Raw genomic sequence first — 20,350 nt, 5'->3', positions numbered from 1 at the left:
TGCGTTAGCGGCCGCGCGTGAGTTCCAGCACGTCGGTCAGCTGCCGTGCGGTCGGCAGGATGCGCAGCGCCTCGTCGATCTCACGTTCCGCCCACTCGCGGTGCCGCCGCTCGGCGTGCGGGTCGAGGGCGACGCGGGCCTGGACCAGCAGGAAGTTCAGGTGGGACGCGAGAAGCATGGTGAAGTCCGCCGGGCCCGTGATGCGGCCCGGACCGCCCTCGCTTATGTACGCCTCATACATGCCGCGCATGGCTTCGAGGTCGGCGGTCGAGTCGTCGCAGAACCAGTCGAACAGCGCCCGCGCCAGTTCCCGGCCCGGCATGGCCGGTCCGAGGTTGTCCCAGTCGATGACCACGAGCGCGCCGGCGGAGTCGGCGAGGACGTTCTCCGGGTGCAGGTCGCGATGGCAGACGATCAGCTCGGCGGGATCGACCGGCGAGACGGCCGCGCACAGCTCTGGGAGCGTGGCCAGCAGATCGGCGAGTCTCGCGGCCCACACCGCACCCGATGTGGCCACCTCCGCCCACTCGGGCGTGGTGGGAACGCGGTCGTACCAGCGAGCGGGCGGTCCGCCGTCCGGCTCGACCGTCGCGGCCGGGGCGCACCGGTGCAGGCGTGCGAGCAGCGCCCCGATCTCTCCCGGTGTGGCCGGTGCCGTCAGCTCGACCGGCCGCAGGTCGAGCCAGTCGTACACGCGCAGCCACGTCCCACCGGGCGGCTCAAGCAGATGGCGCCCGTCGCGGTCGGGGTGACTGGCCGGCAGCCGTACCCCTGCCTCGGCCGCCCGCCGCCCGAACGCCAGCTCCGCCTGGATCAACGCCTCCGACGGCGGCTCGGCGAAGATCTCCTTGAGCGCGTAGCGTGCCGGGCCGACGTCCAGCCGCCAGATCTGCCCCAGCGCGCCCCGCGGCCCTGCGGACACCACAACGTCCTCACCCCACCCGAACGCCTCCCGTACGTGGGCGACCAGCTCATGGACCATGATCAGACTCCTGAGGACAGGAAGGACGACACGACCAGACTCCTGGAGACAGCAGGACGAACGGCGGACGGCGGACGGCGAACGGCGGGTGGCGGGTGGCGGACGGCGGGTGGCGGACGGCGGGTGGACGCGGCGACAATCTGGGCGACACTGCTGCTCCCGCCGCCGACGCCACGGATGCTGCTGCCGTGCCTGACGCCGCCACTGCCGACGACACCACCGCCGCGGACGCCGCCGAGATTCACACAACTGAGTATGGGCGATACGAGTGGTGGGACGCCTGCCGATTTATCCGTCGCGACAGCGGAAGTTGACACCAGTTAGATAGCTTGGTTGCCATTCGGAAACAGCGTCCTAGCGGCCGTGGATTTGCCACTATCGTGGCGTTTCATGATGCGCGTCCTGGTCCCCGCCCGCCTGCGCAAAGCCGTGCGCACGTGGTTCGATTCCCGCTACATCTCCATCGGCGATCACCGTCAGGACATCAGGGACGCTCTCTGGGAGGTCCAGACCCTGCGCCGGGAGATGGCGAGCCTGCAGGACGAGGTCGAGCGTCTACGAAACGCCAGACCCGCCACCACCACCCCCACCAGCGCCCCCACGGACAAAGCCCGGCTCGACGACACGCACCGCCTGGCTCAGGAGACGGCCAAGGCGCTGGACGGCGTGCTCCAGAACGAGGTCCTCCTCTGGCAGGCGATCGACGACCTCAAGTCACGGACGTCAGATTCCGGGGAGGGCGTACGAGCCTCCAGGTCCGGCGACGGCACGCAAACGCCGGGCCCGCGTGACGGCGCGGAGGTGTCGAGTTCGGGGGATGGTGCTCAGGCGTCGGGTCCGCGTGAGGCTGCGCGGACGGAGGATTCGTCATGCGCGTGAGCTGGTCGGGAGGCGAGCTGACGTTCCGGCTCGGGGCCGACGACGAGATCACCGGCAGAGCTGCCGACGAGCACCCGGTCAAGCTGGCCACCAACTCCTGCACCATCGCCGGGGTGCCCGGAGACGCGCACCCCGACCTCTTCGCCGTCGCCGCGTGGACCGTGGTGGCGCCGTGGACGCGTAAGGAGATCGTGTTCGACCGGGCCATCTCCCCTGAAGTGGCCGCCGCGCTGCACGACGGGTGGGGGATCGAGGCCGGGCCGGTTGGCGCGGAGGCCCGGCGTACCGGGACGAACCTGGCGATCTCCTACAGCGGTGGCGCGGACTCCGTGGCGGCGGCGACCATCTATCCCGAGGCGCCGTTCGTGCACTTCCGGCGTGTGCCGCACCCCCGCGTGCCGAACCGGTGGCCGCACTACCGCTCCGACGTCCTTGCCAGGCTGGCCAGGCGCACCGGACGGGAACTCACCGTGGTGGACTCCGACCTGGAATTCACGTTGTCCGAGCCCCGGCCCGGATACCCGGAACACCACGCGGTCGCGGCAGGGGCGTTATTGCTCGCCGACCAGATGGATCTCGGTGGACTGGCGTTCGGGTATGAACTGGGTTCACGGTGGCTCGGCGGGGATCGCTATCTTCTGCGTTACACGCCCGACAACCTGATGTGGGCGCCGCACGGGGCGTGGGGGCGGTTGTTCGCGGCGGCGGGCGTACACATCGTGCTTCCCGTGGGCGGCGTGAGTGAAGCGGTCACCATGCGGCTGGCGCTGAACTCGGAGCTCAAGGAGCACGTCCGATGGTGCCTGCAGGGCACCGACGGTCCGTGTCGCAGATGTGGCAAGTGCCTGTACAAGGAGCTCATTCAGGCCGCCGTCGAACGGCGGCCGCTCGACACGCCCTTCACCGCCGATGACCCCCGGGTGCGCAAGTGGCTCCAGCCTCCGCCGTACGGGGGACAGGAGATGGTCGAGTACGGCCTGGCGAGGGTGCCCGGCATCGAGGACACGCTGTTCGGGAAGGCGCTCGACTATTTCGACGCCACGGAGGAGTCGACGAGCTGGCTCGACCATTGCTACCCGCCGGCGCTCGACGAGATCCCGGCCCAGTGGCGTGAGCAGGCGACCGGGTTCATGACGTCCAAGGTCGGGCTCATGACCGAGGCCGAGGTCCGCCGGGTGGAGACATGGGGTATGTGACGCTCTCACGCCCTGTTCGATCCCTCTTGCTCGGCCCGCCGATGGCCGATACGGCTTCGGCCTATCGGCCTTCGGTCGATTCCCCGGCGGTCGATCGGCCTTCGGTCGGTTCTCCTTCGGCCGATCTGTCGTTGGTCGATACGATTTCGGCCGATCTGCTGTTGATCGATTCGGTTTCGGCGGATCCGCCTATGGTCGATACGCCGTTGGTCGATGTCGGGTGCGCAGGTGAGGGAGTGGGACTGTGAAGGTGTACTTGTCGGTCGACATGGAGGGCGTGACCGGGCTCACCGACCCTGAGGAGATGCACGCGGGCAAGCGGGGCTATGAGCGGGGCTGCGAGCTCATGACCGCCGATGCCAACGCCGCCGTCGAGGGGGCGTTCGCGGCCGGGGCGACCACGGTGCTGGTGAACGACGCTCACGGGTCCACCAAGAATCTGCGGATCGACCTGCTGGACCCGCGCGCCACCCTCATCCGGGGGCCGGGTAAGGCACAGCGGATGGCGCAGGGGGTTGACGGGTCGTTCCAGGCCGCGTGTTTCGTGGGGTACCACGCCCGCGCGGGGGTGACGAACGGTGTGCTCAACCACACCTGGATGGGCAAGGAGATCCAGAACGTCTACCTCAACGGCGAGGTGTGCGGTGAGACGCGGCTGGTGGCGGCGTGTGCGGGGTTCCACGGTGTTCCGGTGGTGCTGGTGACCGGTGACGAGGCCGTCGGTGAAGAGGCGCGCGAGTTGCTCGGCGATGTGGAGACGGTGGCGGTCAAGAAGGGGATCGACAAGTTCTCGGCCGAACTGCTGCCGCCGAGCGTTGCCCAGGCTCGGATTCGTGAGGCGACGGCTAGGGCGTTGGGGCGGTTGAGCGACTTCACGCCTTACCGGGTGGCTGCGCCGTACACGCTGGGGGTGGAGTGGAACTCCACCGCCATCGCGGCCGCCGTCGGACTTGTTCCCGGCGTGAAGGCGGTGGGATCGCGTCACACCGAGTTCACTACCGATGACTTCGCACAGATCATGGCGCTGTTCGGTATCTTCGCCACGATCGGTGGTCAGATCTCCTGTGGCAGCGGCCCCTACGGTTGAACGCCGCAAAGAGCAGACGCCCGCCGGCTGGTGAATGGCAGGTCAGCGCATACGGGTTGGTGAATGGCCGGTCGGCGCATGCGGGCCGGTGAGGAGCAGGTCGGCGTACGCAGGCGGGTGATGAGCCGGTCGGCAACGCAGGCGGGTGAAGAGCAGGTCAGCGCACGCAGGCCAACGGAATGGCAGGCCCGCATAGTTGGGAGCGAGTGGCATGGAGGGCGCGGCGCTGACCCGGCGGGGGTTACTCGTCGGTATCGGGGCGGTGGGTGGTGCGGGAGCCATGTACGCCGCCATGGGCGCGCTGGGTCTGGCGCCGTCCCAGCAGGACAAGGACTTCGCCGCGCCCCAGCAGGGCGACTTCTCGCTGCGCGGCAAGGCGGCCGCCAAAGTGGTGATCATCGGGGCGGGGGTCGCCGGGCTGACCGCCGCGTACGAGCTGGGCAAGGCCGGCTACGACTGCACGCTGCTGGAGGCCAAGGACCGGGCCGGCGGCCGGAACCTCACGCTGCGTGGCGGCGATCGGCTCACCGAGCTCAACGGTCCCGCGCAGGAGGTGAAGTTCGGCGAGGGCGTCTACTTCAACGCGGGCCCGGGGCGGATCGCGCCGTGGATGGTCACCCTGGACTACTGCCGCGAGCTGGGCATCCCGATCGAGACGTTCATCAACAACAACGGCCAGGCGCTCGTCCACACCAACGGGCAGACAATCCGGGCAAGGGCCGCGCGTGCGGATATGTACGGGTATGTGGCGGAGCTGCTGGCTAAAGCGACGAATGTTGGGGCGCTCGACAAGAAGGTCGGTAAGGACGATCAGGAACGACTGCTGGAGTTTCTGCGCAGGTTCGGCGATCTGGGGCCCAAGCTCGATTACGAAGGCTCCGACCGCCGGGGTTTCGTGAAATATCCGGCGCTGGACGGCGGCACCCCCATCGCGGCCCCCGGCACCCTGCACGCGGTCCTCGCCGCCGGCACCGGCCGTTCCATCACCAACGACTTCGGCTACGAGCAGTCGACCCCCATGCTGCAGCCCGTCGGCGGCATGGACGCCATCGTCGTCAAGCTCACCGAGGCGGTCGGCGCGGACCGGATCAGGACCGGCGTCAAGGTCACCAAGATCACCAACCTGGCCGACGGCGTCGAGGTGACCTGGGACGGCGGCTCTCTCAAGGCCGACTACTGCATCGCCACCCTGCCGCCCCACCTGCTCGCGAAGATCCCGCACAACCTCGGCGCCCCCGTCACGGCCGCGCTCAAGACGCCCATCCCGGTGGCAAGCGGCAAGATCGGCCTGGAGTACGGCCGGCGCTGGTGGGAGCTGGAAGACCGCATCTACGGCGGCGTGACCGAGACAGACCTGGACATCACCCACATCTGGTACCCGTCGGCGGGCTTCCACGCCCAGCGCGGCGTGCTCGTCGGCTACTACAACACCGACCAGAACGCCGAGCTCTACGGCGCCCTCACCCCGGATGACCGCAGACGCCGCGCCCTCACCCAGGGCAGGAAGATCCACGGCGACAAGTACGGCAAGGACCTCCTCTCCAGCGTCTCCATCGCCTGGGACCGCCAGGAGCACATCCAGGGCGGCTGGGTACGCTGGCCCGCCTTTGATTCGTCCTTCACTCTTCTGCAACGCCCCAGCGGAAGGGTTTACTTCGCGGGCGACTGGCTCACCCATCTGATCGCGTGGCAGGCGGGCTCCATGGAGTCGGCCCGTGGCGCCGTCACCCAGCTGCACCAACGGGTGCTGCAGTCACCGTGACGTCGCGCGCTGCTCAGGTGACCGGCGTAAGGTCCTGGGTGAGCGATCGAGGAGATGGGATGACGTTGGACTGGGTGCCCGCGACCGACCGGACCGACCTGCTGGCCGATCCGGTGGCCCTTGCCGTGCAGGGGCTGGCGGGCGTCGAAGTGGCCGAGATCGACCCCGAGCTGGCCGATACGGCGGCGTTCTGCGAGCGCTACGGCGTGACGCTCGACGAGTCGGCCAACTGCGTGGTCGTCGCGGCCAAGCGCGGCGGCGAGACGCGCTATGCGGCGTGCATGGTGCTCGCGACGATGCGGGTCGACGTCAACGGCGTCGTACGCAGGCATCTCGACGCGCGCAAGGCGAGCTTCGCCCCGATGGCGGAGGCGGTCGAGCTCACCGGGATGGAATACGGCGGCATCACCCCGCTCGGCCTGCCCGCCGACTGGCCGATCCTGGTGGACACGAAGGTCGCCGAGCACGACAGGGTAGTGATCGGAAGCGGGGTTCGGCGGTCGAAGTTGGCCGTCTCCGGGGCCGCGCTCGCCGGGTTGAAGGGGGCGGAGACCCTTCCCCTGGCCAACTGAAGCCAGAAACTGAAGCCAATTCGAGACCGTTGAATGGGAAACCGATGGGCCCCTTCGGGACGTTGTACGAGTGGGAATGTGGCCTCATGGTTCATCTCGTGGGCGGGGATTAAGCCGGTATGGTGCTTCATGCCATGAACGATGACCGACTCGGCCCTTACCGGCTGCTCAGGCGGCTCGGCGAAGGCGGGATGGGCGTTGTCCACCTCGCTGTCGACCCGCAGGGTAGGCAGGTGGCGGTCAAGGTCCTGCGCGCGGAGGTCGCCGGCGACGAGGTCGCCAGGCGGCGTCTGTCGCGTGAAGTCGAGACCATGCGCCGCGCGCGCAGCAAATACATCGCCGAGGTGATCGACGCCGATGTGACGGGTCATCGGCCCTACATCGTCACGCGTTACGTCGCCGGGCGGCCACTCGACGAGATCGTCAAGGACGACGGTCCGCTCGACCTGCCCGCGCTGGTCAAGATCGCGCACGGGGTCGCGACCGCGCTGGCCGCCGTGCACGCGGTCGGCGTGATCCACCGCGACCTCAAGCCGGGCAACGTGCTGATCATCGACGGCGAGCCGGTCCTGATCGACTTCGGCATCGCCCAGGCGGTCGACGCGACCAGGCTGACGCAGACGGGGATGTTCATCGGCACGCCCGGATACCTCGCCCCCGAGATCATCGAGGGTCAGGAGGCCGGGCCCGAGGTCGACATCCACGCCTGGGCGGGCACGCTGCTGTACGCGGGCACCGGCCAGCCGCCCTTCGGCAAGGGCACGCTGGAGATGATCTTCTACAACATCACCGCGGGCAAGGCCGACGTGAGTGCGGCCCCGAAGGAGCTGCAGCCGCTGCTCAAGGCGGCCTTCCAGCGCAACCCCGCCAAGCGGCCCAAGGCGGCCGAGCTGGCCGAGCAGACTGCCAGGATGCTGCCCAGGCCGCCGGGCAACGAGCGCGACGAGATCTCGACCGTGCCCCGGTCCGATCGCTCCAACCCGTCGCTCGAGCTGCCGACGCCGCAGCCGCTGGCCGACAAGCCCTCGTACGACATCTCGACGCCGCCCATGACGCCGCGCCGGCTCGTCGACGGCCAGCTGCGCCAGCAGCCCCCGCACCCGGGCCAGCCGCACCAGGGGTCCGGCCCGAACTGGCAGCCCCAGGGTCAGCCGCCCCAGCCGCCGCCGCAGGAGCAGCAGTACGTCTCGCTGCTCCCCGAGCAGCAGGGCGACCCCTATCCGACCCGCCGGGTGACCCCGGAAGAGCTGCGCAAAATGCAGCGCGAGGCCAACCCGCAGCCGTGGCAGGTCTCCGGGCAGGGCAACAATCAGCAGGGCAACAATCAGCCGAGCAACAGCCACACGCCGTCGCCGGCCGACGCCGACGTGCCCACCCGGCGCGTACGCCCCGACCCGCCCGACGTCCCCACCCGCCGGGTACGCCCCGAAGCGCCCGACTACGGGCGAGGCAACCCGGTCCAACCGCCGCCCTACATCCCGGTCCAGGGCCAGTTCCCGCACGATCCGCAGGCGCAGCCCTACCTGCCGCACGAGGCGCAGACCAGGAGAGACGCCTATGGGCAGCAGCCCGACCTGCGGACCAAGCGCGAGCCGTTCATCCCGGCGGCCCGCCCTGGGCAGGTGCTGCAGCGGTCCCGGGCCTACGGCCTGGCGAGCGCGATGCTGCTGATCGTGATGATCATGGTGGCCGTGGTGGCGCCCGTGCTGGTGGGCCTGCTGGTGATCCCGGTCGTGGTGCTGCTCCGCGCGGCCGACCTGGCCCAGCCGGAGCTCGTCGCGCGCAGGTCCACCGGGTCGGCAGCGCTGGACGTGGTGCGCGTCTTCGCCTTCCCCAAAAAACTGGCCAAGTCGGTGGGGATCACGTTCGCGCTGTTCTTCTACGCCCTTATTCTGGGGCTACCGGTGACGCTGCTGCTCACCGTGTTCGTCAAGATGAACCCCTACAACGCCTTGGCCTGGGGCGCGGCGATCGCCCTGTGGACCGTCTGCGCGGGCCCCGGAGTGGAGGGGCCTGGAAGGCAAATGCGCAGAACCCTCTCATCGCTCGTACCCTCGAGAACAGCGGCGATGGTGATGGTGGGAGTTCTCGCGGCGGGGGCCGCGCTCTCCCTGATCCTCGCTTACAGCTCGTTCGACAACGCGAGGAGGGCCGTATGGGCTCCGCTGAACGTCGGACCTGTGGTGACCCAGCTCAACGGACTGAAGGGGAGCACAGGGGGATGACGCCGGGACGGTGGCGATGAGCACGCAGGCGCCGGAGCGGCTCGGCCCCTACCGGCTGGTCAGGAAGATCGGCGAAGGCGGCATGGGCGTGGTCCACCTGGGCCTCGACACCGAGGGCCGCGAGGTCGCCATCAAGGTCCTGCACCCGCATGTCGCGGCCGACCTGAAGGCCCGTGACCGGCTGACGCGCGAGGTCGAGACCATGCGCCGGGTGCGCAGCCCGCACGTGGCCGAGGTGCTCGACGCCGAGCTCGTCGGCGGCCAGCCGTACGTCGTGACCCGCTTCGCCCCCGGCCGCACACTCGAGGAGACGGTGCTGGCGGAGGGCGCGCTGGAGGCGCGCGAGGTCATCAGGTTGGCCCAGGGCCTGTGCCAGGCGCTGGTGGCCATCCACGCCGCCGAGGTGATCCACCGCGACTTCAAGCCGTCCAACGTGATGCTGGTCAACGGCGATCCGCTGGTCATCGACTTCGGCATCGCGCACCTGGTCAACGCGACCCGGCTGACGCAGACGGGGATGTTCGTCGGCACGCCCGGCTACCTGGCGCCCGAGATCATCCGCGACTCGGAGATCACCCAGGCGGCCGACGTGCACGCGCTGGCCTCCACGGTGTTCTTCGCCGCGACGGGCGCGCCGCCGTTCGGCACGGGCACGTTCGAGGCGGTCTGCTTCAACATCATGGAAGGGCGCGCGCAGATCGACAAGGCGCCCGCCTGGCTGCGCGGCTGGCTGAGCCGCGCGCTGCGGGTCGAGCCCAGTGCCCGGCCCGGCGCCCAGGAGCTCCTGCGGATGGCCAGGGCGCTGGACCCGTCGGTGACCTCCTTCCACGAGACGTCCGCCGACGGGCCGACCGGGACCAAGCGGATGGGCAACCGGACGCGGGTCATGGAGAACTACTCCGACCTGCTGCCGCCGGTCGCGTACGGCACCCCGCCCGCGCCCGCGCGCGAGGAGAAGCCGCCGCGCGAGGAGCGGCCGCCGCCCTACGTCCCGGCGCCGATGCCGGAGCGGCACCCGGCCCCGCGCGTCGACCAGCGGGTCGCGGGCTACCCGGCGCCGCCGACACACCCGCCCGCCTACCGCCCGGCCACCCAGGCGGGTCAGCAGCGGCCGGTCGCGCCGCCGCCTCCCTACACACCGCCGGCCGAGCGCAAGCGCTACCTGGTCGGCAGCCAGTTCGTCGGCCTGCTGCTGCTGGTCACGCTGACCGCGCTGGCCGTCGTGCTGCCCGTCGCGGTGAGCGCGGTGGCGGTCGCGCTGGCGTTGGTGCTGCGGGTGGGCGAATACCTCTTCGGCGACATGGTCAAGCGCCGGCAGGTGCGGGGGAGCAGCGCGGCCGATCCGCTGCTCGTCCTGGTCGGCACGCCGTGGGCGCTGGTCAAGGCCGCGCTTGTGACGCTGGTCCACGTGCCGCTGGCGCTGATGTTCGGCGTCTGTGTCTGGGGCGTGCTGCGCTGGGGTGGCGGGATGAGCGTCAACGCCGCCGCCGCGTACGGCGCGGGCGCCTTCACAGCCGGGCTGTTCGTGCTGCCGGGCGGCGGCGCGCCGCGCAAGGCGGTCACGCGCTCGCTCACCGGCATCCTGCGCACTCCCGGCGCGGCCCTGGTCGCCGCACTGATCGTCGGTACGGCCGCGATGTTCGCGGTGATGTTCGCGATGGGTCAGGCCCCGACGTGGGCGCCCTGGCGGGCTCCGGAGACCGTGATCAACGAGCTGACCAGCGACGCGCGACGGAGCACGATGGGCTTGATCACCGGCCTGATCAACGATCTGCTCGACGGCGTGGGGATGGGGTTCCTGTCACCCTGGTCGTAAGTGTCTTGGCCCGCTCCGGGGGGAGAAAAGGGGTATGAGCGAGCGGCTGGGCCCGTATCAGTTACTCTCCCGGCTCGGGGCGGGCGGGTTCGGTGAGGTGCACCTGGCGCTCGACCCCGAGGGCCGTACGGTGGCGGTCAAGGTCCTGCACCCGCACGTGACGGCCGGCAGCGGCGCGCTGACCCGGCTGGCGCGCGAGGTGGAGACGATGCGGTTAGTGGGCGGGCCGCACGTGGCCGAGGTGCTGGACGCCTCGCTCGACGTCGACAAGCCCTATCTGGTGACCCGTTACGTCCAGGGCAGGCCGCTCAGCGCGGTCCCCACGCCGGTGGCCGAGCTCCGGCAGCTGGCCGCCGGACTGGCCGACGCGTTGCTGGCCATGCACGAGGCGGGCGTCGTGCATCGGGATCTGAAACCGGCCAACGTGATGATGGCCGAAGGTGAGCCGGTGGTCATCGACTTCGGCATCGCCAGCGCGCTCGACTCCCTCTCGGTCACGGCCTCGGGGGCCGTGGTGGGCACGCCCGGCTATCTGGCGCCCGAGGTGCTGGAGGGCAAGGAGTCGGGGATGGCGGCCGACGTGTTCTCGTTCGGGGCCACGCTGGCCTACGCGGCCACGGGGCGGCAGCCGTACGGGCAGGGACCGGCCTCGGCGGTCGCCTACCGCGTCGTGCACCACGACGCCGACCTGGAGGGGGTCCCCGACTGGCTGAGCCCGCTGCTGCGCGAGTGCCTGGCCACCGACCCGCTCGCGCGGCCGACGGCCGCGCAGATCTGCGCCAGGCTCGGCGTCGAGGCTGTCCATTACGCCATCCGCCCGCCCGCCACGGCCCTGCGCCCCCGGCCCGGTGAGGCGCACGACCTGGAGACCCGGGAGTGGCGGCCGGGCCAGGAGCGGGTCCGTCCGTCGGTCGAGGAGTCCAGGGCCAGGCATCGAGAGAAGGTACGCAGGCGCTGGCTGATCGGCTCCGGGCTGTTCGTGGCGCTGCTGGCCGCCGCCGCGCGGGAGCCGCTGCCGGAGGTGACGCTGTTCCTGCTGGCCGCGTACGCGCTGGTGGCGGTGGCCGACGCGGGGGTGGCGCTGTTCAGGCGCGGCCGCTTCCGGATGAGCCGGATCATCTTCGATTTCGCCGGGATGCTCGGCGCCGCGGGGCTCTGCCTGGGGCTGAGCACGGTCTTCAGTACGTTCACACTCGCACTGTTCGCCGGTACGGCGCTGGTGGTCGGGGTCGTCTTCCTGATGTCGGCCTGAACTCAGGCAACGGAATAAAGTTCGGTAGGGTGGTGGGTGCTTTGTCGTAAGCCTTGCTTGCTTGCGCCTAAGCTACTCATGGGTAACATGGCCGCGAGAGCACCCGCTGTCACGGCCCCCATGGGACACCTGGCAGTCTGTCAGCAAGCATCAGGCGCCGAGCGTCGGCGCACGCGAACACGGGAGGTCGGCCACCGGCCATGAACATCGTCGTCTGCGTGAAGCAGGTCCCCGACACGGCGACCGAGCGCAAGCTCCGGTCCGATGACAAGACGCTCGACCGTGACGCCGTCGACGGCGTGGTGAACGAGCTTGACGAGTATGCGGTCGAGGAGGCCCTGAAGCTCAAGGAAGCCCACGGCGGTGAGGTGACCGTTCTCACCATGGGACCGGGCCGGGCCACCGAGACCATCCGCAAGGCCCTGGCCATGGGCGCGGACAAGGCCGTCCACCTGACGGATGACGCGCTGCACGGCTCCGACGCCCTGTCGACCTCCTATGCGATGGCGCAGGTGCTCAAGAAGATCGGTTTCGACCTGGTCATCCTGGGCTCGGAGTCCACCGACGCGCGTACGGGCGTGCTGGCCGCGATGCTGGCCGAGCGCCTGGGCGCACCCCAGCTCACCCTCGCCAAGAAGGTCGACATCGAGGGCTCCGAGATCGTGATCCAGCGGATCACCGACTACGGGTTCGACAAGGTCGCGGCCCAGTTGCCCGCCGTCGTGTCCGTGGTGGAGAAGATCAACGACCCGCGCTACCCGTCCTTCAAGGGCATCATGGCGGCCAAGAAGAAGCCGGTGGAGACGCTGGCCATCGGCGACGCGGAGATCGCGGCCGACCAGGTCGGCCTGGACGCGGCCTGGTCCGAGGTCGTCGAGTTCGCCGCGGCCCCGCCGCGCGCGGCCGGCACGATCGTCAAGGACGAGGGCGACGGAGGCTCGAAGGCCGCCGACTTCCTCGCGTCCAAGAAGTTCATCTGAGCACGGGAGAGACAGCTGATATGTCGGAGATTCTCGTTCTCGTCGAGCACGTCGACGGCGAGGTCAAGAAGGTCACACTCGAACTGCTGACCCTGGCCCGCTCGCTCGGCACACCGGCCGCCGTCTGGGCCGGACCCGGCATCACCGACGCGGCCAAGGCCAGGCTCGCCGAATACGGTGCCGAGAAGATCTACGTCGCCGGAGCCGACGAGATCGTCGACTACGTCGTCGCGCCCAAGGCCGAGCTGCTCGCCCAGCTCGTGGCCGACAAGTCGCCCGCCGCCGTGCTGGTGGCCGCCACGACCGAGGGCAAGGAGGTCGCCGGCCGGCTCGCGGTCAAGACCGACTCGGGCGTCATCACCGACGCCGTGGGCCTCGGCGAGGGCTTCGTGGCCGACCAGTCCATCTTCGGCGGCGGCGTCAACGTCCGCTCGAAGGTGCGCAAGGGCACGCCGATCGTCGCCGTACGCCCCAACTCGACGGCCCCCGAGGCCGCCGCGGGCGCGGGCACCGAGGAGCAGGTGTCGGTCACCCTGACCGAGTCCGCCAAGGCCGCCCGTGTCCTGGAGCGCGTGAAGCAGGAGAAGGGCGCGCGCCCCGAGCTGACCGAGGCCGCGATCGTGGTCTCCGGCGGCCGCGGCGTCGGCTCGGCCGAGAACTTCTCGGTCATCGAGGGCCTGGCCGACGCCCTGGGCGCGGCCGTGGGCGCCTCCCGCGCCGCCACCGACGCGGGCTGGTACCCCCACCAGTTCCAGGTGGGCCAGACGGGCAAGACGGTGTCGCCGCAGCTGTACATCGCGGCCGGCATCTCCGGCGCGATTCAGCACCGGGCCGGGATGCAGACCGCGAAGACCATCGTCGCGATCAACAAGGACCCGGAGGCGCCGATCTTCGAGCTCGCCGACTACGGCGTCGTGGGCGACCTGCACCAGGTGGTGCCGCAGCTCACCGAAGAGGTCACCAAGCGCAAGTAGCGCTTGCCGGGGCCGGAGTCACTGGTCGATGGCGGGGAGCAGGACCTGGAAGGCCGCTCCCCGCCCCGGCGCGGAGCGGACCTCCACGCGTCCCCCGTGGGCGGCGACGATGGAGCGCACGATGGCCAGGCCGAGTCCCGCCCCTCCCGTGGACCGGGTCCTCGAGCCGTCGGCGCGGTAGAAGCGATCGAAGACGCGGGCCGACTCCTCGGCGCTGAGCCCCGGCCCTTCGTCCTCGATGACCAGCACCGCCTGGTCGCTGAGGGTGCCGACGCCGATCCTGACCGGGGAGCCGGCCGGGGTGTGGGTGACGGCGTTGCCGACGAGGTTGCTGACCACCTGCCGCAGCCTGGCCTCGTCGCCCAGCACGGGGGCGCTGGCCGCGGGGCCGCCGGCGGGGCCGGTGAACGCGATCGGCCTGGACGGGTCCAGCGCGGCGAAGTCGTGCCGCGCGTCGGCGGCCAGCGTACGCAGGTCCATGGGCGTGAGGTCGAGCCCCGCGGTCGTGGGTTCATCAAGGAAGGCGAGCAGCAGCAGGTCGTCCACCAGCCGCGCCAGACGCCCGGACTCGCTCTCGATGCGGGCCAGCGCCGCGTCGGCGTCCGTGCCGCCCATGCGATACAGCTCCGAGAACCCCTTGATGCCGAACAGCGGGGTACGCAGCTCGTGGCTGACGTCGGCGACGAACCCGCGCATACGGGCCTCGGACTCGGCGCGGGCGGCGAACCCCTGCTCGATCTGGGCGAGCATGCCGTTCAGCGCGTGCGCGAGCCGCCCGACCTCCGTCCCCGGCATGGCCAGGTACGGTACGCGCCGGGTCAGATCGCCGCCCGCGATGGCCGCCGCGGTCTCCTCGACCCGCCGCAGCGGCGCGAGCCCCGTCCGGATCGCCACGCCGCCGACGAGAGCGAGTACGGCCAGCAGCACCGAACCCGCGATGAGACAGACGACCCGCACCCGGTCGATCGTGGCGTCCATGCCGTCGAGCGAGAGCGCGACGACGACACTGGCGTGAGCGGAGCCGTCCCGTCCGGCCTTGGGCAGCGCCACCGCCCGCCATCCCGTGCCATCGGCGCCGCTCACGGTGAACGGCCGCTTCGCGCGGGTGGCGACGGTCGCGGAGTCCAGCCGGGGCAGTTCGGGGCGTCCCCCGGTGGTCAGCTCCCGCAGGAGCGTGCCGTTGGCGGACAGGTAGGCCGCGTACCCCCGCTCGTCGGGGCCGGACGGCGACCCGCCCGGCGCCAGGGGGGTGTTCGCCGCGCCCTGTCGCAGCCGGACGGCCAGGTCGGGCGGGATCATGGACAGGGCGCTGCCCATGGGTTCCAGCTTCGCGTCGATCCTGCTCAGCAGCTGGGATTCCAGCTGCTGCACGACCACCGAACTGATCACCACCAGCCCGACGAACAGCAGCGCCACCGTGATGGCCAGCAGCCTGAGCCGCAGGGACAGGCGCCTGATCATCGCTTGGGCCTGCGCAGCACGTATCCGACGCCGTGCACGGTGTGGATCAGCTTCGTCTCACCGGTGTCGATCTTGCGGCGCAGGTAACTGACGTAGGTGTCGACGATGCTGGAGTCCCCGGCGAAGTCGTAGCGCCAGACGTGTTCGAGGATCTGCGCCTTGGACAGCACCCGCCCGGCGTTGAGCACGAGATGGAGCAGCAGCCTGAACTCCGTCGGAGACAGCCGTACGGCCTGACCCGCCCTGGTCACCTGGTGGCCCTCGGGATCGACCTCCAGGTCGGCCACGCGCAGCGTGTCGTTGCCGGGAGCCGCGCCCGTGCGCCGGAGTATGGCGCTGATGCGGGCCAGGAGCTCCTCCAGGTCGAACGGCTTGGTCACATAGTCGTCGCCGCCCAGCCGCAGCCCGTTGATCTTGTCTGCCGTGGCGTCGCGGGCCGTCAGGAACAGCACCGGCACGGGTCCCGGCCGGCCGTCGCCCCGGGGCAGCAGCCTGAGTCGGCGGATGACCTCGAAGCCGTCCAGGTCGGGCAGCATGACGTCGAGCAGCACCAGGTCGGGCGGGTCGGCTCGGGCCGACTCCAGCGCCTGGACACCGCTCTCGGCCGAGCTCACGGTGAAGCCGGCGAAGCGCAGGGTCGCCGAGAGCAGCTCCCTGACGGTGGGTTCGTCGTCGACCACGAGCAGCCGTTCGCCGTCACCCAACTGCTGTCCTCCCTGTTGTGACCGAGCCTACGAGTCCGTACGAGCGGATCAGAGATCGCGGGCCTCGAACCGTACGAACGCGACACCCAGCATGACCGCCGTGAACCCGACGAGGATCCCGAACCCCACCCAAGGGGACAGGCCGGCGTCGGCCCGGCCCGAGGCGGCCGCGAAGGCCGCCACGTTCGGCCAGTAGACGCCCAGGAGCTCGCGCAGCCAGCCAGGAGAGGACCCGGCGAAGATCGGGATCAGCAGGAACGCGGTGCTGACGTTCACGGCGGCGGCCGTGGCCCGCATCAGGAAGCCGAGTGCCAGCCCGAAGAGCGCCAGCAGCGTGAGCACGAGCGGGCCGAGCGTCAGGACGCGGACGAGGGCGGCGTCGCCGAACCAGACGGCCGGCGCCCCGCGAGCCGAAAGCGTCGCCATGCAGGTCAGGACCATCAGCCACACGGCCGCCACGCTCACCGGAAGTGCGGCCAGCACGGTCATCCCGGCCTTGACGGTCAGCAGCCGTCGCCGGCCCACGGCCGCGGCGCTCGCGCGGATCGTGCCCGAGCCGTACTCGGACGAGGCCACCAGCGCGCCCAGCCCCGCGACCAGCAACTGCACGATGAACAGGCCCCGGGTGGCCGAGGTCATCGGGTCGAAGTCCAGCCGGTCCTGTACCGAGGCGGCGGACTGGTTGGCGCTCGCGGTGCCGAACAGCCAGCCGAACATCGTCGAGATCGCGACGATCGCCACGGAGAGGACCGTCGTGGAGCGGATGGTGGCGAACTTGGTCCATTCGGCGCGCAGCACACCCGCGGCGGTCATCGGGGCACTCCGTACTCGACGCTGTCACGGGTGAGCTCCATGAAGGCCTCCTCCAGGCTGGTACGGCGTGGGGCGAGCTCGAACAGGGGCACGGCCTCGGTGGCGGCCAGCCGCCCGATGTCGGGCGCGGTCAGGCCGGTCACGATCAGCTCGCCGTCGAGGCCCGCCCGCACCCGGGCTCCGGCCAGCAGCAGCAGCCGGGTGAACATCACGGCCTCAGGTGTACGGACGAGCACCCCCTCGCCGGTGTCGGTGAACGTGGCGGTGTCCGCGTCGGCGATGAGCTTGCCCTTGCCGATGACCACCAGCCGGTCGGCCGTCAGCGCCATCTCGCCCATCAGGTGGCTGGAGACCAGCACCGTGCGCCCTTCGGCGGCCAGGCCGCGCATCAGCGTGCGGATCCACAGGACCCCCTCGGGGTCCAGCCCGTTCACCGGCTCGTCGAACAGCAGCACCGGCGGGTCGCCGAGCAGGGCGGCGGCGATGCCGAGCCGCTGGCTCATGCCCAGGGAGAACGTCCCCGCCTTCCTCTTGGCCGCGTCCCGGAGCCCGACCAGGTCGAGCACCTCGGCGACGCGCCGGTCATGGATCCCGTTGGTCTGGGCAAGGTAGCGCAGGTGGTTGTAGGCGCTGCGGTGCGGATGCACGGCCTGCGCCTCCAGCAGTGCCCCCACCTCCCGCAGCGGCTGGGACAGGTCGCGGTACGCCCGCCCGTTGACGGTCACCGAACCCGCCGTGGGCAGGTCGAGGCCGACGATCATCCGCATCGTGGTGGATTTGCCCGCGCCGTTCGGCCCGAGGAAGCCCGTGACCAGGCCGGGCCGTACGGTGAAGGTCAGGTCGTCCACGGCGAGCACCTCGCCGTAGCGTTTCGTCAGTCCGTTGAGCTGGATCATGCGGCCAGCGTCGTACGCCCAGATGGAGGGCTTCTGGGGAGATCTGTGAGATTCCTGGGAACGCGAGCCCCCGAGCAGCGGATCGGCATGGAGCGTGGCCGGAATCCACAGAGAACTTCCAGCTCACGCCTCGGCGAGCGTCTCACGGCCCGCTTTCACGCGAGCGATGTAGGCCGATACGTCGAACGGGACGTTCCTCTCAGAGCCCATGCCGCGATCATGCCACCCAGCAGAGCAGCGCCGTGGAGGTCGGCGAGGGCGGTGACCGTGACGGCGACGACCGCGAGGACGACGGGGAAGAGCCACAAGGGCAGCCGCTCGTGGCGGGTCACCAGCTGGAACCCGACCGCGGTGAGGGCGATCGTCACCACCCAGCTCCAGATGCCGCTGGAGGGCGCGAGGGCGGACGCGCCCAGCATCACCGCGTAGAAGGCGCCCACGGAGCGCTCCAGTGACCCCTCGCAGGCGATGGCCAGCCCCGCCGCCAGGCCGCACAAGGCGATCGAGTTTCCGGCTCCCGGGTCGTTGAACAGGTATCCGGCCGCCTGCCCGGCCACGGCGCCCGCGCCGTACAGGATGAGCCAGCGGGCGGGCCCGAGCGAGCGCTCGGCGAGGTAGCCGAGCACCGCCAGGAACGCCAGGTTGAACAGGGTGCCGAACACGCCGCTGTCCTGGACGACGAGGGAGGTCCCCAGCCGCCACCATTCCCCGGCGCGGATGGCCGCCGGGTCGCGCATGAGTGCGGGCTCCAGGCCGGGGAGGAAGAACTGGAGGACACTCGGCACGGCGGTCACGACGAGGACCGAGGCGGTGACGATCGGTTTGACCATGGGCTCAGCCTCACACTGATCTGCGGATCGCGGCAGTGCAGAATGTAAGCCACTGAACCAGGACAAATGTCACGGGTCAGGCAGTGGCGAGTTCGGGCTCCCTGACGGCCGGGCTGGCAGTGACCACCGCGGGCTCCTCGCGCGGCAGGAAGCGGGCGGCCACCGCGATCGCCACGCCCAGCACCACCGCTATCCCGAGCGCGACACGCAGCGACGTGGCGTCCGTCAGGAAGCCGATCACCACCGGGCCGAGCAGCAGTCCCGCGTAGCCCATGGCCCCCGCCTGGGCGATCGCCGGGCCGGGGGTGTCGGTGGCGGTCCCGGCCAGCGAGAGCGTCATCGGCGAGATCGTCGCCACGCCGAGGCCGACGAAGAACATCGCCAGCACCGCCACCAGCGGCGCGGGCGCGACCAGGACGACCGCGAAGAACCCCGCCGTGGCCACGCCGGAGGCCGTCATGATGCCGCGTACCCCGAAGCGCGTCCGCAGCCTGTCGCCGGTGAGCCTGGCGACCAGCATGCCCACCTCGAAGACCGGGTAGCCGAGCGCGGCCAGCGCCTCCGGCGCGCCCAGGGTGTCGCGCATGAACAGCCCGTTCCAGTCGGCGACCGTGCCCTCCACCATGAACGCGAAGAACATCAGAGCGCCGAGCAGATAGACGATCGGGGGCAGGCGGCGACCGGCCTTGGCGGTGGTCGACACGGCCGGGGCCTCGGGCAGGTACGTACGGCCCAGCAGGACCATCACCGGCAGCGAGACCAGGCCGACCAGCGCCACGTTCACGGTGAACGACAATCCCAGGGCGATCGATAGGCTGCCCACAGCGCCGGCCGAGATCGCGCCCACGCACCAACCCGCATGCATGCCGTTCAGCAGTGGGCGCCCGTAGGCCCGCTCGACCGTGGACCCCTGGGCGTTCATCGCGATGTCCACCATGCCGAACGCCATGCCGAAGAACGCGGCCGCGACCAGCAGCAGCGGGAGGTTCGGCGCGAAGGCCACGCCCACCAGGCCGAGCGCCGTCAGCGGGCCGCCGATCCGCAGGACGGTCTTGCTGCCCGCCCGGCTCATGACCCGGCGCATGGACTGCATGGTGATCAGCGCGCCCACACCCCACGCCAGCAGGATCAGGCCGACCGCCGACTCGGACAGCCCGAGCTTGTCGGTCAACGCCGGGATGCGCACGGTCATCGTGCCCACCAGGAGTCCGGCCAGGACGAAGGTAAGGACTGCCCCGAAACGGGCAATCCTCAAGTCGCGAACCATTGGTACATACCTCGCAAATCACTCATTAACTGGCATGCGGCGCGGCCCGGAGCTCATAGTGCGAGCTCGGGCGCGAAGAAAGGTGGTGGAAGGGGGAGGTTAGGGTTTGAGGAGGGCGCGACAGCGAGCCTCCAGGGCGCGCAGGTCGCTCTCGGCGTGGAGGCCGGGATCGTGGCTCGCCACGTCCCACAGCCCTTCACACGCCAGCCGGACGATCTGGGACGCCACCCGGTCGGGCTCGTCGTCCAGCCCCTCGCGGTGCCAGCGGGCCATGGCCTCGCGGATCGGCGCGAGCAGGAAGAGATTGCCCGACGCCCCCGTGACCACGGCCCATCGTCGCAGTCGGTTGGAGCGCACGGCCTCAAGCGTCGCCGCGAGGTAGCGCTCGGTGTAGGTGGGGTCGCCCTGGGCGGCCATCAGCTCGTCGAAGTCGTCGATCAGCCGCTCCACCATGCCCTTGATCAGGGCTTCCTTGGAGGAGAAGTGATAGAGGAGGCCGCCCTTGCTCACACCGGCCCGATCGGCCACCGCGGACAGGGTCAGCGCGGTCGAGCCCTGGTCGCAGAGGAGATCCTCTGCCGCGTCCAGTAGCTCGTCCCTTCTCATGCCTCTACTGTACCGTCCGGACGGTACAGTGGCAAAGGGGATACGATT

19 protein-coding genes are annotated in these 20,350 nt (G+C 70.4%); 11 read left to right on the top strand and 8 right to left on the bottom strand.

All coding sequences use genetic code 11. The features are described 5' to 3' along the window. Positions 1-4: 4 nt before the first annotated feature. A complete protein-coding gene (locus AB0B64_RS18450; RefSeq protein WP_357950090.1) occupies positions 5-982 on the bottom strand; it encodes a phosphotransferase in 978 nt (325 codons plus the stop codon). A 390-nt stretch (positions 983-1,372) separates the two neighbouring features. Between AB0B64_RS18450 and AB0B64_RS18445 the strand changes: the two genes are divergently transcribed. The 11 genes from AB0B64_RS18445 (at position 1,373) to AB0B64_RS18395 (ending at position 13,725) form a co-directional block, all read left to right on the top strand. Beyond that, on the top strand, positions 1,373-1,861 hold the full coding sequence (locus AB0B64_RS18445; RefSeq protein WP_357950093.1) for a hypothetical protein: 489 nt from the start codon (positions 1,373-1,375) through the stop codon (positions 1,859-1,861). Next, entirely contained in the window at positions 1,852-3,057 is a 1,206-nt protein-coding gene (locus AB0B64_RS18440) for a DUF6395 domain-containing protein (RefSeq protein ID WP_357950096.1), read from the top strand. The genes AB0B64_RS18445 and AB0B64_RS18440 overlap by 10 nt, the downstream gene beginning before the upstream one ends. Next, positions 3,045-3,305 (top strand): hypothetical protein, encoded by a 261-nt coding sequence (locus tag AB0B64_RS18435; RefSeq protein ID WP_358178548.1) that lies wholly within the window; start codon positions 3,045-3,047, stop codon positions 3,303-3,305. Before AB0B64_RS18440 ends, AB0B64_RS18435 begins: the two co-directional genes overlap by 13 nt. After that, complete coding sequence (locus AB0B64_RS18430) at positions 3,302-4,144, top strand: M55 family metallopeptidase (protein WP_357950102.1); 843 nt, start codon at positions 3,302-3,304, stop codon at positions 4,142-4,144. Before AB0B64_RS18435 ends, AB0B64_RS18430 begins: the two co-directional genes overlap by 4 nt. Before the next feature lie 211 nt (positions 4,145-4,355). Next, positions 4,356-5,906 (top strand): FAD-dependent oxidoreductase, encoded by a 1,551-nt coding sequence (locus tag AB0B64_RS18425; protein ID WP_358178547.1) that lies wholly within the window; start codon positions 4,356-4,358, stop codon positions 5,904-5,906. 59 nt (positions 5,907-5,965) lie between these two features. Continuing rightward, entirely contained in the window at positions 5,966-6,478 is a 513-nt protein-coding gene (locus AB0B64_RS18420) for a YbaK/EbsC family protein (RefSeq protein ID WP_358178545.1), read from the top strand. Between the two features lie 134 nt (positions 6,479-6,612). Then, positions 6,613-8,703, top strand: coding sequence for a protein kinase (locus AB0B64_RS18415; RefSeq protein ID WP_357950110.1), 2,091 nt, complete (start codon positions 6,613-6,615; stop codon positions 8,701-8,703). Positions 8,704-8,719: 16 nt separating this feature from the next. Next, positions 8,720-10,519 (top strand): serine/threonine-protein kinase, encoded by a 1,800-nt coding sequence (locus tag AB0B64_RS18410; protein ID WP_358178543.1) that lies wholly within the window; start codon positions 8,720-8,722, stop codon positions 10,517-10,519. A 34-nt stretch (positions 10,520-10,553) separates the two neighbouring features. After that, the gene (locus AB0B64_RS18405; RefSeq protein WP_358178541.1) at positions 10,554-11,771 is read left to right on the top strand and encodes a serine/threonine-protein kinase; all 1,218 of its coding nucleotides are present in this window, start codon (positions 10,554-10,556) and stop codon (positions 11,769-11,771) included. A 200-nt stretch (positions 11,772-11,971) separates the two neighbouring features. After that, positions 11,972-12,751: an electron transfer flavoprotein subunit beta/FixA family protein gene (locus AB0B64_RS18400; protein WP_358178539.1), complete on the top strand. Its 780-nt coding sequence runs from the start codon at positions 11,972-11,974 to the stop codon at positions 12,749-12,751. Positions 12,752-12,771: 20 nt separating this feature from the next. Beyond that, the gene (locus tag AB0B64_RS18395) at positions 12,772-13,725 is read left to right on the top strand and encodes an electron transfer flavoprotein subunit alpha/FixB family protein (protein WP_358178537.1); all 954 of its coding nucleotides are present in this window, start codon (positions 12,772-12,774) and stop codon (positions 13,723-13,725) included. Positions 13,726-13,743: 18 nt separating this feature from the next. On the opposite strand, the gene AB0B64_RS18390 is transcribed toward AB0B64_RS18395, so the two are convergent. From AB0B64_RS18390 to AB0B64_RS18360, 7 genes are all read right to left on the bottom strand, one after another. Beyond that, positions 13,744-15,186, bottom strand: coding sequence for a HAMP domain-containing sensor histidine kinase (locus AB0B64_RS18390; RefSeq protein WP_358178535.1), 1,443 nt, complete (start codon positions 15,184-15,186; stop codon positions 13,744-13,746). Then, entirely contained in the window at positions 15,183-15,890 is a 708-nt protein-coding gene (locus AB0B64_RS18385; RefSeq protein WP_357950122.1) for a response regulator transcription factor, read from the bottom strand. Before AB0B64_RS18385 ends, AB0B64_RS18390 begins: the two co-directional genes overlap by 4 nt. A gap of 48 nt (positions 15,891-15,938) precedes the next feature. Continuing rightward, complete coding sequence (locus tag AB0B64_RS18380) at positions 15,939-16,703, bottom strand: hypothetical protein (RefSeq protein WP_358178533.1); 765 nt, start codon at positions 16,701-16,703, stop codon at positions 15,939-15,941. Further along, positions 16,700-17,599 (bottom strand): ABC transporter ATP-binding protein, encoded by a 900-nt coding sequence (locus AB0B64_RS18375; RefSeq protein WP_357950127.1) that lies wholly within the window; start codon positions 17,597-17,599, stop codon positions 16,700-16,702. The genes AB0B64_RS18380 and AB0B64_RS18375 overlap by 4 nt, the downstream gene beginning before the upstream one ends. Before the next feature lie 155 nt (positions 17,600-17,754). Beyond that, on the bottom strand, positions 17,755-18,429 hold the full coding sequence (locus AB0B64_RS18370) for a rhomboid family intramembrane serine protease (RefSeq protein ID WP_358178531.1): 675 nt from the start codon (positions 18,427-18,429) through the stop codon (positions 17,755-17,757). Positions 18,430-18,505: 76 nt separating this feature from the next. Beyond that, positions 18,506-19,684 carry an MFS transporter gene (locus AB0B64_RS18365; RefSeq protein WP_358178529.1) on the bottom strand — a complete coding sequence of 393 codons (1,179 nt, stop codon included), beginning with the start codon at positions 19,682-19,684 and terminating at the stop codon, positions 18,506-18,508. Between the two features lie 111 nt (positions 19,685-19,795). After that, positions 19,796-20,302: a TetR/AcrR family transcriptional regulator gene (locus AB0B64_RS18360; protein ID WP_357643534.1), complete on the bottom strand. Its 507-nt coding sequence runs from the start codon at positions 20,300-20,302 to the stop codon at positions 19,796-19,798. Between the last annotated feature and the right edge of the window lie 48 nt (positions 20,303-20,350).

It is taken from the genome of Nonomuraea sp. NPDC049129 (assembly GCF_040648495.1).
Classification (GTDB): domain Bacteria; phylum Actinomycetota; class Actinomycetes; order Streptosporangiales; family Streptosporangiaceae; genus Nonomuraea.
The sequence above is the reverse complement of the archived record's forward strand: the minus strand, read 5'-3'. Positions and strand labels throughout refer to the sequence as shown.

Coding starts and splice junctions, on each gene's coding strand:
- AB0B64_RS18450 (WP_357950090.1), bottom strand. CDS start 982: ATGGTCCATGAGCTGGTCGCCCACGTACGGGAGGCGTTCGGGTGGGGT.
- AB0B64_RS18445 (WP_357950093.1), top strand. CDS start 1,373: ATGATGCGCGTCCTGGTCCCCGCCCGCCTGCGCAAAGCCGTGCGCACG.
- AB0B64_RS18440 (WP_357950096.1), top strand. CDS start 1,852: ATGCGCGTGAGCTGGTCGGGAGGCGAGCTGACGTTCCGGCTCGGGGCC.
- AB0B64_RS18435 (WP_358178548.1), top strand. CDS start 3,045: ATGGGGTATGTGACGCTCTCACGCCCTGTTCGATCCCTCTTGCTCGGC.
- AB0B64_RS18425 (WP_358178547.1), top strand. CDS start 4,356: ATGGAGGGCGCGGCGCTGACCCGGCGGGGGTTACTCGTCGGTATCGGG.
- AB0B64_RS18420 (WP_358178545.1), top strand. CDS start 5,966: ATGACGTTGGACTGGGTGCCCGCGACCGACCGGACCGACCTGCTGGCC.
- AB0B64_RS18415 (WP_357950110.1), top strand. CDS start 6,613: ATGAACGATGACCGACTCGGCCCTTACCGGCTGCTCAGGCGGCTCGGC.
- AB0B64_RS18410 (WP_358178543.1), top strand. CDS start 8,720: ATGAGCACGCAGGCGCCGGAGCGGCTCGGCCCCTACCGGCTGGTCAGG.
- AB0B64_RS18405 (WP_358178541.1), top strand. CDS start 10,554: ATGAGCGAGCGGCTGGGCCCGTATCAGTTACTCTCCCGGCTCGGGGCG.
- AB0B64_RS18400 (WP_358178539.1), top strand. CDS start 11,972: ATGAACATCGTCGTCTGCGTGAAGCAGGTCCCCGACACGGCGACCGAG.
- AB0B64_RS18395 (WP_358178537.1), top strand. CDS start 12,772: ATGTCGGAGATTCTCGTTCTCGTCGAGCACGTCGACGGCGAGGTCAAG.
- AB0B64_RS18390 (WP_358178535.1), bottom strand. CDS start 15,186: ATGATCAGGCGCCTGTCCCTGCGGCTCAGGCTGCTGGCCATCACGGTG.
- AB0B64_RS18380 (WP_358178533.1), bottom strand. CDS start 16,703: ATGACCGCCGCGGGTGTGCTGCGCGCCGAATGGACCAAGTTCGCCACC.
- AB0B64_RS18375 (WP_357950127.1), bottom strand. CDS start 17,599: ATGATCCAGCTCAACGGACTGACGAAACGCTACGGCGAGGTGCTCGCC.
- AB0B64_RS18370 (WP_358178531.1), bottom strand. CDS start 18,429: ATGGTCAAACCGATCGTCACCGCCTCGGTCCTCGTCGTGACCGCCGTG.
- AB0B64_RS18360 (WP_357643534.1), bottom strand. CDS start 20,302: ATGAGAAGGGACGAGCTACTGGACGCGGCAGAGGATCTCCTCTGCGAC.